Raw genomic sequence first — 13,375 nt, 5'->3', positions numbered from 1 at the left:
GTGAAGCATATCAATGCTATCAACGCGATATTTTTCGCCATTCATGCACAGACCACGGGCTTAGCACACTGGTTGCCCAACCCGCCAATATCGGGTAAAGTCGCCCCCCTTCATTGGCATGGGGGAAAAAATGTTCATCGGTTTCGATTATGGAACAGCCAACTGTTCTGTTGCAGTCATACAAGATAACGGCCCGAAATTACTGACGTTGGAAAACCACACCCCGTATCTGCCCTCGATGCTGTGTGCGCCCACGCGGGAAGCGGTCAGCGAATGCCTGCATCGCCACTGGCAGGTGCCCACCGGTAGCGAAGAAAACCAGCAACTGCTGCGCCGCGCCATCACGTTCAACCGGGAAGAAGACATTCTGGTCAAGGGTGACAGCGTGCTGTTTGGTTTGCAGGCGCTGGCACGCTACAGCGAAGACCCTGAAGAGGTCTATTTCGTGCGTTCGCCAAAATCCTTTCTTGGCGCCAATGGCTTAAAGCCCCAGCAAATTGCCCTGTTTGAAGACCTGGTCTGCGCCATGATGTTCCATATCAAACGTCAGGCGGAAGGGGTGCTGCAAAACAGTATCGACCAGGCGGTGATTGGCCGCCCAATCAACTTCCAAGGCACCGGTGGCGAAGAAGCCAACCAACAGGCCCAAGGGATTCTCCAACGCGCTGCCGCTCGCGCCGGTTTCAAAGACATTGAATTCCAGTTTGAACCGGTGGCCGCTGGTCTGGATTTTGAAGCCACCCTGAACGAAGAAAAAACCGTGTTAGTGGTGGATATCGGTGGCGGAACAACCGACTGCTCATTGCTGCTGATGGGGCCACAGTGGCGCGATCGAGCCGATCGCCAACCAAGCCTGTTAGGGCACAGCGGTTGCCGCGTGGGAGGCAACGATCTGGATATCATGCTGGCCTTCAAACAACTGATGCCGCTGTTTGGTATGGGGGGCGAAACCGAAAAAGGCATCGCGCTGCCCGCACTGCCTTACTGGAATGCGGTCGCCACTAACGATGTTCCGGCACAAAGCGATTTCTACAGCACGGCCAATGGCCGCCTGCTGCGCGATCTCATTCGCGATGCCGCCGAACCTGAAAAAGTCAAACACCTGCTGAAAGTCTACCAACAGCGCCTGAGCTACCGGCTGGTACGGGCAGCGGAAGAGAGTAAAATCGCCCTTTCCAGCCAGGAAAGTATCTGTACTCCGCTGGCTTTCATCCAACAGGAACTGACCGAAACCATTCGCCAGGATCAGTTGGCAGAGGCCATTTCGCAACCGCTGTTGCGTATACAGGAGCAGGTCAGCGCCGTATTGGCCACCAGCCAGGCTACGCCGCAGGTGATTTATCTGACCGGCGGCAGTGCCCGTTCCCCCCTGCTGCGCCGTGCTTTGCAGCAACAACTGCCGGGTATCCCGCTGGTTGGAGGTAACGATTTCGGTTCAGTCACCGCTGGGCTGGCTCGTTGGGCACAAACGCTGTTTCGTTGATAAGCACAGAGGCAACGCCATGACGATCATCACCGTAGAAACAGAACGCCTACTGCTGCGTGCGTGGCAAGACAGCGATTTGCCCGCTTTTGCCGCAATGAATGCCGATCCTGAAGTGATGAAATATTTCCCGGCCTGCTTAAGCCGGGAAGAAAGTGATGCACTGGCCAACCGCATCCGCCAATTTATGCAGCAACATGGTTGGGGACTCTGGGCGGTCGAGGCCAAAGGTGGCGCACCTTTTCTTGGCTTTGTCGGGCTGGCGATCCCAAGTGACGATCTGCCCTGTTCCCCCTGTGTCGAAATTGGCTGGCGGCTGGCCGCAGAATATTGGGGCCAAGGTTATGCCAGCGAAGCCGCCTACGGCGCGTTAAACCTTGCTTTCAATACGCTTGGATTGACCGAAGTGGTGGCCTTCACCGCTGAAACCAATCGCCCTTCACGCCGGGTTATGGAACGTATCGGTATGACCTTCAGCGGTGAAACTTTTGACCATCCGCGTTTGGCGGTTGGGCACCCGTTGCGTAAACATGTGCTGTATCGCCGTCATCCACCTTTTTGATGGCTTGTGGCGAACAGCCCGCTGAGTTCCATCTTCTCCATGCTTAAAGCGGCAAGATTTTAAAACCCTTTGGCGATGGAGGTAGCTAACTCTGTGTTTTCTTCCGAAAAACCTGACAGTTCCTCCATATTTCCTCCATTTTTTCGCTGGTACAACTCGCTAAACTAGTATGCTGTAGGAAGTGTCACTTTTGGCAATGATTGCCCGCACGCCTGTCTCTGGAGAGAATATTCATCACCATGAATGCAAAACCGAAACGCCGTTCATTGATACTACGCCTGCTGGCTGTCGTTATCGTGGTTATTGCTGCTGTTCTGGTCTGGCGCCACTTCAACACGCCACAACCCACCGATTCCGCCCCCGGCGCACGCCCGGCAGGTATGGGCAATCCAGGCGCTGGCGGCAGAACCGGTGGCAGGCGTAATGCTCCCATGTCGCCGGTTCAGGCCGCCACTGCTACGCAGCAAAACGTGCCACGTTTCCTGAGCGGGCTGGGAACAGCAACCGCAGCCAATACCGTCACCGTCACCAGCCGGGTCGAAGGCCAATTGATGGCGCTTCACTTTACCGAAGGCCAGCAGGTAAAGGTGGGCGATTTACTGGCGGAAATCGATCCGCGTCCATACGAAGTGCAGCTAACACAGGCTCTGGGGCAACTGGCTAAAGATCAGGCCACATTAGCCAACGCTAGGCAGGATCTGGCACGTTACCAACAGTTGGTTAAAACTAACCTGATCTCCCGCCAGGATCTGGACACGCAGTTGTCCCTGGTGCGCCAAAGCGAAGGTGCAGTTAAAGCCGATCAGGGCGCGGTTGACAACGCCAGGTTGCAAATCACCTACAGCAAGATCGTTGCGCCGATTGATGGCCGCGTTGGCCTCAAGCTGGTGGACGTCGGTAACTTCATCACCAGCGGCAGCACCGCAGGGATCGTAGTGATCACCCAGACTCACCCCATTGATGTGGTCTTTACTCTGCCGGAAAGCAATATCACCGATCTGGTCAAAGCACAGAAGGCAGGAACGGTCAGCGTCGAAGCCTGGGATCGCACCAACCAGCAACAATTGGGCAGTGGCACCTTATTGAGCCTGGATAACCAGATTGATCCGGCTACCGGCACCATCAAACTGAAAGCCCGCTTTGATAACCAAGACGACACGCTGTTCCCCAACCAGTTTGTCAATGCACGGCTGAAAATCGCCACCCTGCATGATGCAGTGGTGATCCCCACTGCCGCACTGCAAATGGGGAATGAAGGCCACTTTGTTTGGCTGTTGAGCGAAGACAACAAAGTCAGTAGACGCCAGGTCACCGCTGGCGTACAGGATAGCCAGCAGGTGGTGATTAATACTGGTGTGAACGCGGGCGATCGCGTGGTAACCGACGGTATCGATCGCCTGACGGAAGGTATGCAGGTTGAAGTTCTGGCACCACAGGCTCCACAAGGTGCCGCAGCGGCAGCAAAACCCAAACACCCGCATAGAGCGCAGGAGAAATCCTGATGCAGGCCATGTCTCCTAAAGCCGGTGGTGGCCCATCCCGGCTGTTTATCCTGCGCCCGGTGGCGACCACCCTGTTTATGCTGGCCATCCTGCTGGCCGGGATTATCGGCTACCGATCTTTACCGGTTTCTGCCTTGCCGGAAGTGGATTACCCGACCATTCAGGTGGTGACACTCTATCCCGGTGCCAGCCCAGATGTGGTGACCTCAGCGATCACCGCCCCGCTGGAGCGGCAGTTTGGCCAGATGTCCGGCCTGAAACAGATGGCCTCGCAAAGTTCCGGCGGCGCTTCCGTCATTACGCTCCAGTTCCTGCTTGAACTGCCGCTCGACGTTGCAGAGCAAGAAGTACAGGCAGCGATCAACTCAGCCACCAATCTGTTGCCTAACGATCTGCCCTACCCACCGATTTACAACAAGGTTAACCCTGCCGATCCACCGATTCTGACGCTGGCGGTCACCTCCAACGCCATGCCGATGACGCAGGTGGAAGACATGGTGGAAACCCGTATCGCACAAAGAATCTCTCAGGTTTCCGGCGTTGGTCTGGTGACACTTTCCGGTGGACAGCGCCCCGCCGTGCGGGTGAAACTGAATGCCGCAGCGGTGGCGGCCTACAACCTGGACAGTGAAACCATCCGCACAGCCATTAGTAACGCCAACGTCAATTCCGCCAAAGGCAGCCTGGATGGCCCAACGCGTTCCGTCACCCTCTCCGCTAACGATCAGATGAAATCCACCGAGGATTATCGTCAGTTGATCGTCGCGTATCAGAACGGGGCAGCTATTCGCTTGCAGGATATCGCCACCATCGAACAAGGGGCTGAAAACAACCTGCTGGCGGCCTGGGCCAACACCGAGCAGGCCATCGTGCTGAACATTCAGCGCCAGCCGGGTGTCAACGTGATCGCTACCGCCGACAGCATTCGTGAAATGCTGCCTGAATTAATCAAAAGCCTGCCCAAATCGGTGGATGTGAAAGTCTTGACCGATCGCACCACCACCATCCGGGCTTCGGTCAGCGATGTGCAGTTCGAATTATTGCTGGCGGTGGCGCTGGTGGTAATGGTGATCTACGTATTCCTGCGCAACGTGCCTGCGACCCTGATCCCAAGCGTAGCGGTGCCGCTCTCGCTGGTAGGAACCTTTGCTGCCATGTATTTTCTGGGGTTTTCGATCAACAACCTGACGCTGATGGCGCTGACCATTGCCACCGGCTTTGTGGTGGATGATGCCATTGTGGTGGTCGAGAATATCTCACGTTATATCGAAAAAGGTGAAAAACCGCTGGATGCGGCTTTGAAAGGGGCCGGAGAGATTGGCTTTACCATTATCTCGTTGACCTTCTCGCTGGTGGCTGTGCTGATCCCGCTGCTGTTTATGGGCGACATCGTTGGCCGCCTGTTCCGTGAATTTGCCGTGACGCTGGCGGTGGCGATCTTGATTTCCGCGCTGGTATCCCTGACGCTGACGCCCATGATGTGCGCACGTATGCTCAACCATGAGTCATTGCGCCAACAAAACCGTTTTTCCCGTGCTTCGGAGCGCTTCTTTGAGCGAGTGATCGCGCAATACGGCGTGTGGCTGAAAGTGGTATTGAATCACCCCTGGTTAACGCTGGGTGTGGCTTTCAGCACCCTGGTTCTGACCGTGCTGCTGTATCTGATGATCCCGAAAGGCTTCTTCCCATTACAAGACAACGGCATCATTCAGGGCACGCTGGAAGCACCGCAAAGCGTTTCATTCAGCAATATGGCCGAGCGGCAACAACAGGTCGCCGCCGAGATCCTGAAAGATCCGGCGGTAGAAAGCCTGACCTCATTTGTTGGTGTCGATGGCAGTAATGCCACGCTCAACAGCGGGCGGCTGCAAATCAATCTGAAACCGCTGAATGAACGCAGCGATCGCATTCCGGCCATCATTAACCGCCTGCAACAGCAGGCTGCACAAATCCCCGGCGTGAATCTGTATCTGCAACCGGTCCAGGATCTGACCATTGATACCCAGGTAAGCCGTACCCAATACCAATTTACGCTGCAAGCAATGTCTCTTGACGAACTCAGCCTGTGGGTGCCCCAACTGATGCAGGCCTTGCAGCAGGCCCCACAGCTCACGGAGGTAACCAGCAACTGGCAGGATCAGGGATTGGTAGCCTACATCAATGTGGATCGTGATTCAGCTTCCCGCCTTGGCATCACCATGAGCAGTATCGCCAGTGCGCTGTATAACGCCTTTGGTCAGCGGTTAATCTCCACCATTTACACCCAGGCCAATCAATACCGGGTGGTACTGGAACAAGATGTCAGCAGCACACCGGGGTTGGCGGCGTTGAATGATATTCGCCTTACCAGCAGCAGTGGCACCATCGTGCCGCTGAGTACCTTTGCACAGGTTGAAGAGCGCTTCGGGCCACTATCAATTAACCACCTCGATCAATTCCCTTCGGCAACCGTCTCGTTCAACGTGGCCGCTGGCTATTCGCTCGGTGAAGCCGTTGAGGCTATTACTCAGGCGGAAAAAAATCTCAACATGCCGAAAGACATCACCACCCAGTTCCAGGGCGCGACACTGGCTTTCCAGGCCGCACTTGGCAGCACCTTGTGGCTGATTCTGGCGGCGGTAGTGGCAATGTATATCGTGCTGGGTGTGCTGTACGAAAGCTTTATCCATCCGGTCACCATTCTCTCTACCCTGCCTACCGCCGGGGTAGGTGCTCTGCTGGCGCTGATGGTGTCTGGTCATGAGTTGGATGTCATTGCCATTATCGGCATCATCTTGCTGATTGGTATCGTGAAAAAGAACGCCATCATGATGATCGACTTCGCACTGGCCGCCGAACGCGAGCAAGGGATGACACCCTACGATGCCATTTATCAAGCCTGCCTGTTGCGTTTCCGTCCAATCCTGATGACCACGCTGGCGGCGCTGCTGGGTGCGTTACCGTTGATGCTGAGCACCGGCGTCGGCGCAGAACTGCGCCGACCGCTTGGCGTTTGTATGGTGGGCGGCCTGGTGATGAGCCAGATCCTGACGCTGTTCACCACGCCGGTAATTTACCTGCTGTTTGACAAACTGGCACGCAATACTCATCGCCAGCAGGATGCACAGGAGCTGCCGTGAAATTCTTTGCCCTGTTCATCCACCGCCCGGTCGCTACCACGCTGTTAACGCTGGCGATTACTCTCGCCGGGCTGCTTGGCTTCCGGCTGCTGCCGGTATCGCCGTTACCGCAGGTGGATTTCCCGGTGATCTCGATCACCGCCACCCTGCCCGGTGCCAACCCGGAAACCATGGCCTCCTCGGTAGCCACACCGCTGGAGCGGGCGCTGGGCCGCATTGCCGGGGTGAATGAAATGACCTCAATGAGTTCACTCGGCAACACGCGGATTATCTTACAGTTCGATCTTGATCGCGATATCAACGGTGCCGCCCGCGACGTGCAGGCAGCCATCAATGCGGCGCAAAGCCTGCTGCCAAGCGGTATGCCAAACCGGCCAACCTATCGTAAGCTCAACCCATCTGCCGCACCGATTATGGTGCTGACGCTAACCTCCGATACCTATAGCCAGGGGCAGTTGTATGATTTCGCCTCAACACAGTTAGCGCAAAAAATTGCCCAGACCGAAGGGGTGGGTGATGTCTCGGTCGGCGGCAGTTCTTTGCCCGCAGTGCGGGTAGAACTGAACCCCGGTGCCCTGTTCAATCAGGGCGTTTCGCTGGATGCAGTGCGCCAAAGCATCGCCAATGCCAATATCCGGCGGCCGCAGGGCGCGCTGGAAAGCCACCAACAGCACTGGCAGGTTCAGACCAATGACGAACTGGAAACCGCAGCCGCTTATCAGCCGTTGATCGTTCACTACCATAACGGGGCTGCGGTGCGCCTGAGCGATGTGGCTAACGTCATTGATTCGGTGCAGGACGTGCGCAACGCCGGGATGAGCAACGCCAAACCGGCGATCATCTTAACCGTTAGCCGCGCGCCGGGTGCCAACGTCATCGAAACCGTTGATCGCATCCGTGCCGCATTGCCCGCTCTGCAAGAAAATATTCCATCATCAATCCAGCTGAATATCGCCATGGACCGCTCGCCAACCATCCGGGCAGCCTTGGCCGAAGTAGAACAGTCTTTGATGATTGCCATTGGCCTGGTGATCCTGGTGGTGTTTATTTTCCTGCGTTCTGGCCGCGCTACGCTGATCCCGGCGGTAGCCGTACCCGTTTCGCTGATCGGCTCTTTCGCCGCCATGTATCTGTGCGGCTTCAGTTTGAACAACCTGTCGCTGATGGCGCTGACCATCGCCACTGGCTTTGTGGTAGATGACGCCATCGTGGTGCTGGAAAACATTGCCCGCCACGTTGAAGCAGGGATGAAACCGCTCAACGCTGCGCTGCAAGGGGTGCGTGAGGTTGGCTTCACCGTGTTGTCGATGAGCGTATCGCTGGTGGCAGTGTTTATCCCGCTGTTGCTGATGCAAGGGCTGGCCGGCCGATTATTTCACGAGTTTGCCATCACCCTATCCGTCTCTATCGGGCTTTCACTGCTGATTTCGCTGACGCTGACGCCAATGATGTGTGCCTATCTGCTGCGCTATCAGCCCGCACGCAGTAAGCGGCGCAGCCGGGGGTTTGGCAGAGTACTGCTGGCCTTGCAACAGGGTTATGGCCGCTCGCTCAACTGGGTGCTTGGCCGTTCGCGCTGGGTGCTGGCGGTATTTTTTGCCACTATCGCTCTCAACGTCTGGCTGTATATCAGCATCCCGAAAACGTTCTTCCCTGAGCAGGATACCGGCCTGCTGATGGGGTTTATCCAGGCGGATCAAAGCATTTCGTTTCAGGCGATGCGCGGCAAGCTGGAAGATTTTATGAAGATCGTGCGGGAAGACCAAGACGTGGATAACGTCACCGGTTTTACCGGGGGTTCCCGTACCAACAGTGGCTCGATGTTTATTTCGCTCAAACCGCTGTCGGTACGCAGTGACGATTCACAAAAGGTCATCGCCCGGCTGCGCGGCAAACTGGCGAAAGAGCCGGGAGCCAGCCTGTTTCTGATGGCGGTGCAGGATATCCGCGTCGGTGGGCGGCAGGCCAATGCCAGCTATCAATATACGCTGCTGGCGGACGACCTCAGAGAATTACGCGAGTGGGAACCGAAGATCCGTAACGCACTGTCAGCATTGCCAGAACTGGCCGACGTGAACACCGACCAGCAAGACAAAGGGGCAGAAATGGATCTGTCTTACGATCGCGAAACCATGGCGCGGCTGGGCATTTCCGTCACCGACGTCAACAATCTGCTGAATAACGCATTCGGCCAGCGCCAAATTTCTACCATCTATCAACCACTGAACCAGTATAAAGTGGTGATGGAGGTGGCACCGCCTTATACCCAGGACGTAAGTTCGCTGGAAAAAATGTTTGTGATCAACCAAGACGGCCAAGCGATCCCACTGTCCTATTTTGCTCGCTGGCAACCGGCCAATGCTCCGCTTTCCGTTAATCATCAAGGGTTGTCGGCGGCGTCAACCATTTCGTTTAACCTACCGGAAGGCGGCAGTCTGTCCGACGCCACCGCTGCGGTTGAACGTGCCATGACGCAGCTTAGCGTGCCTTCTTCGGTACGTGGTACCTTTGCCGGAACCGCCCAACTTTTTCAGGAAATGCTGAAATCGCAGCTGTTACTGATCGCGGCGGCGATCGCCACGGTCTATATCGTGCTGGGTATTTTGTACGAGAGCTATATCCACCCGCTGACCATTCTCTCCACTCTCCCCTCTGCCGGGGTTGGTGCCCTGCTGGCACTGGAACTGTTCGGTGCGCCATTCAGCCTGATTGCCTTAATAGGCATCATGTTGCTGATCGGGATCGTGAAGAAAAATGCCATCATGATGGTCGATTTTGCCCTTAATGCGCAGCGTAACGGCGGGCTCAGCGCGCGCGAAGCCATTTTCCAGGCCGGCCTGCTGCGTTTCCGGCCCATCATGATGACCACACTGGCTGCTCTGTTTGGCGCATTACCGCTGGTGCTGACCAGCGGTGACGGTGCCGAGCTGCGCCAGCCGTTGGGGATCACCATCGTTGGTGGGTTGGTGATGAGCCAATTGCTGACGCTGTATACCACCCCAGTGATCTACCTGTATTTTGACCGGTTGCAGATGGTGCTTCGTCGCGGTAAAAAATTAGCCCCGCTGCCGCAATAAAGGGATCGATGGCTAGCAGACCGCAGCCGGCAACGCTGCGGTTTCAAGTAAGAAGGGGATAAAATGTTCACCAGACATACCGCCTCGGTACAGTGGCAACTCTGGATCGTGGCTTTCGGCTTCTTTATGCAGGCGCTGGATACCACCATCGTCAATACGGCTCTGCCATCCATGGCAGCCAGCCTGGGCGAAAGCCCGCTGCGTATGCAACCGGTCATTGTGTCTTATGTCCTGACGGTCGCAGTGATGCTGCCTGCCAGTGGCTGGTTGGCCGACAAAATTGGTACACAGCGGATCTTTCTCAGCGCCATTGTGCTGTTTACTTTCGGTTCCATCCTGTGCGCCCAGGCAGAGACTCTGAATGAACTGGTGGCTTACCGCGTGATACAGGGCGTTGGCGGTGCCATGATGGTGCCGGTCGGCAGGCTGACGGTTATGAAAATCGTCCCGCGTGAGCAGTATATGGCAGCCATGACCTTTGTTACCCTGCCTGGCCAGATCGGCCCATTGTTAGGGCCAGCGCTGGGCGGTTTTCTGGTGCAATACGCCAGTTGGCAATGGATCTTTCTGATTAATCTTCCGGTCGGCATTGTCGGGGCTATCGCGACTTTGCTGTTGATGCCCAATTACCGCATGCAAACCCGCCGTTTTGATATCAGCGGCTTTATTATGCTCGTGATTGGTATGGCTACGCTAACGCTGGCGCTTGATGGGCATAAAGGCCTGGGGATTTCCACCACCGCCGTTGCCGGACTGATCCTGCTAGGCTGTGCGGCACTGGCAGGCTATTGGTGGCATGCCAAAGGTAACAGCCGGGCGCTGTTCTCGTTGCGGCTGTTTAAAACCGAGACCTATAAAATTGGCCTGACCGGCAGCCTGTTGGGCCGCATCGGCAGCGGCATGCTACCCTTTATGACCCCGTTGTTCCTACAGGTAGGTATGGGGTTTTCCCCCTTCCATTCCGGGCTGATGATGATCCCGATGATCATTGGCAGCATGGGGATGAAACGTATTGTAGTGCAAGTGGTGAATCGTTTTGGTTATCGCCAGGTGCTGATCGCCACGACGTTGCTCCTGGCGCTGGTCAGTTTGATTTTCCTGCTGGTCGCCATGCTCGGCTGGCTTTATCTGCTGCCGGTGGTGTTGTTTTTCCAGGGCATGATCAACTCGTTGCGCTTCTCAACCATGAATACCCTGACGCTGAAAGATTTGCCCGACCGCTTGGCCAGCAGCGGCAACAGCTTACTGTCAATGGTAATGCAGCTTTCCATGAGCTTGGGTGTCAGCATGGCCGGGATCTTGCTCGGCAGTTTTGCCCATCATCAGGTGGTGGCCGATAGCCCAGCCATCCACAGTGCCTTTATTTATAGCTACGGCTGTATGGCGTTGATTATCGCTCTGCCTGCGCTGGTTTTCGCCCGTGTACCAGCCAATCTTGCCCCCAGCCGCACGTTGACCAAAGAGCCAGGCCGCAGCTCAACGAGGTTGCCATGAGAATAGGTATCACCAGTAAACTGTTTATGGCGATTTTTGCCACCTGCATGCTGGTGCTGATTACCATGCACTGGGGAATGCGCATCAGTTTCGAACGGGGGTTTATCGATTATATCAAACACAGCAACGAGCAACGTATTACCCTGCTCGGCAACGCGTTAGAAGAACAATATCGCCGCCACGGCAACTGGGCATTCCTGCGTAATAACGATCAGGTGGTGTATCAGATCATACGTTCGTTTGAGCAAAACAACGACAACAACCATAATCTGCCGCCCAAAGGCTGGCGTTCCCAGTTCTGGATCGTCGATAGCCAGTACCAGCGGCTGGTGGGCCGCCCAGGCCCGATCCCGAAAGAAAGTTCCCGTCACCCACTCCGTTACAATAATGAGATTGTCGGCTGGGTGGTGGCGACACCGCCAGAGAAACTGACGCGCCATGCCGATATCAATTTTGATCGGCAACAAAAGCGCACCAGTTGGCTGATCGTCGCGCTGTCAACGTTGCTGGCAGCCGCAGTCACCTGGTTGCTGTCGCGCGGCCTGCTGGCACCGGTAAAACGGCTGATTGCTGGCACACACCGGCTGGCTGCGGGGGATTTCGCTGCCCGTGTTACGGTCAGCAGCCAGGACGAACTGGGCCGGTTGGCGCAGGATTTCAACCTGCTTGCCACTTCGCTGGAAAAGAATGAACAAACCCGGCGCGGATTTATGGCCGATATCTCGCATGAACTACGCACGCCGCTGGCGGTATTGCGCGGTGAACTGGAAGCCTTACAGGATGGCGTCCGCCAGCCAACGCTCGCGTCCATCAGCTCATTACAGGCGGAAGTGTCAACTCTCACCAAGCTGGTGGACGATCTGCATCAGCTTTCATTGTCCGATCTGGGGGCTTTGGCTTACCGCAAAACGTCGGTAGATTGTGTCCATCTGGTGCAAATCGCCGTGGCGGCCTTCCGTGAACGTTTTCATGCCAAAGGGCTGAAAATTGTCACTCATCTGCCAACACAGGCAAAGCTGTTTGGCGATCCCGATCGCCTCAATCAGCTATTCAACAATCTGCTGGAAAACAGCCTGCGCTATACTGATGCAGGCGGCACGCTAGAGATTGGGGTTGAGCTTCTGCCAGGGCTGGTGCGGGTTTACTGGCAGGACAGTAAACCCGGCGTCAATGACGAACAGTTGGCACGCATCTTCGAACGCTTTTACCGCACCGAAGGTTCACGCAACCGCGCTAGCGGTGGAGCCGGGTTAGGGTTGGCCATCAGCCAGAACATTGTTGAAGCGCACGGTGGTACGATCCATGCACAACACTCGCCTTTCGGTGGTGTGCGCATTACAGTAGATTTCCCAACCCCGGTAGATAATAAGGCTTCATGATGGAAAACCCGAACCCGCCATTGCAGATTATGATCGTGGAAGATGAGCCCAAGCTGGGGCAGTTGCTGGTGGATTATCTGCAAGCCGCAGGTTATGCCACGCGTTGGCTGAGCAATGGCCGCGAGGTGGTTCCGGCGGTGCTTGAGCGTCAACCCGCGCTTATCCTGCTGGATCTGATGCTGCCAGGCTGTGATGGCTTAACCATCTGCCGCGAACTGCGCCGGTTTACCGATGTTCCTGTGATGATGGTGACCGCCAAGATCGAGGAAATAGACCGTCTGCTGGGGTTGGAGATCGGAGCCGATGATTATATCTGCAAGCCTTACAGCCCGCGTGAAGTGGTTGCCAGGGTAAAAACCATTCTGCGCCGTTGTTATCGCCCTATAGAACAGCAGGCAGAAGAAGTGTTATTGCATATTGATGAAGCACGCTTTCAGGCCAGTTACCAAGGGCATATTCTGGATCTGACACCCGCAGAATTCCGCCTGTTGAAAACCCTGGCCAGCCAGCCGGGTAACGTCTTTTCACGCGAACAGTTGCTAAACAATCTATACGACGATTACCGCGTCGTGACCGACCGTACCATCGACAGCCATATCAAAAACCTGCGCCGCAAGCTGGAGCTGATCGATGGCGACAAAGCATTTATCCGTGCGGTGTATGGCGTTGGCTATCGCTGGGAAACCGATCCCTGCCGGTTGATCAATGAGGCACAGTGATTCACCGCCCAGCAGTGCCACACCGTAGGCACTGCGATTT

The 13,375-nt window shown here is 56.0% G+C and carries 8 protein-coding genes; all 8 read left to right on the top strand.

What is annotated here, in order from left to right:
* Positions 1–130 precede the first annotated feature (130 nt).
* On the top strand, positions 131–1,483 hold the full coding sequence (yegD, locus tag Z042_RS11040) for a molecular chaperone (protein WP_024912675.1): 1,353 nt from the start codon (positions 131–133) through the stop codon (positions 1,481–1,483).
* Positions 1,484–1,502: 19 nt separating this feature from the next.
* Positions 1,503–2,045 carry a GNAT family N-acetyltransferase gene (locus Z042_RS11035; protein ID WP_024912674.1) on the top strand — a complete coding sequence of 181 codons (543 nt, stop codon included), beginning with the start codon at positions 1,503–1,505 and terminating at the stop codon, positions 2,043–2,045.
* Between the two features lie 239 nt (positions 2,046–2,284).
* Complete coding sequence (locus tag Z042_RS11030; protein ID WP_024912673.1) at positions 2,285–3,547, top strand: MdtA/MuxA family multidrug efflux RND transporter periplasmic adaptor subunit; 1,263 nt, start codon at positions 2,285–2,287, stop codon at positions 3,545–3,547.
* A complete protein-coding gene (locus Z042_RS11025) occupies positions 3,547–6,666 on the top strand; it encodes an MdtB/MuxB family multidrug efflux RND transporter permease subunit (protein ID WP_024912672.1) in 3,120 nt (1,039 codons plus the stop codon). Before Z042_RS11030 ends, Z042_RS11025 begins: the two co-directional genes overlap by 1 nt.
* Positions 6,663–9,743, top strand: a complete 3,081-nt coding sequence (gene mdtC, locus Z042_RS11020; protein ID WP_024912671.1) for a multidrug efflux RND transporter permease subunit MdtC — start codon at positions 6,663–6,665, stop codon at positions 9,741–9,743. Before Z042_RS11025 ends, mdtC begins: the two co-directional genes overlap by 4 nt.
* A 63-nt stretch (positions 9,744–9,806) precedes the next feature.
* Positions 9,807–11,237, top strand: coding sequence for an MFS transporter (gene mdtD / locus Z042_RS11015; protein ID WP_024912670.1), 1,431 nt, complete (start codon positions 9,807–9,809; stop codon positions 11,235–11,237).
* Positions 11,234–12,616 (top strand): envelope stress sensor histidine kinase BaeS, encoded by a 1,383-nt coding sequence (gene baeS / locus Z042_RS11010; RefSeq protein WP_024912669.1) that lies wholly within the window; start codon positions 11,234–11,236, stop codon positions 12,614–12,616. Before mdtD ends, baeS begins: the two co-directional genes overlap by 4 nt.
* Positions 12,616–13,335: an envelope stress response regulator BaeR gene (gene baeR, locus Z042_RS11005; protein WP_024912668.1), complete on the top strand. Its 720-nt coding sequence runs from the start codon at positions 12,616–12,618 to the stop codon at positions 13,333–13,335. Before baeS ends, baeR begins: the two co-directional genes overlap by 1 nt.
* Positions 13,336–13,375: the final 40 nt, after the last annotated feature.

The sequence above is a fragment of the Chania multitudinisentens RB-25 genome, assembly GCF_000520015.2.
Classification (GTDB): Bacteria; Pseudomonadota; Gammaproteobacteria; order Enterobacterales; family Enterobacteriaceae; genus Chania; species Chania multitudinisentens.
Note: the sequence above shows the minus strand (reverse complement) of the source record. Positions and strands in the feature narration are given on the sequence as shown.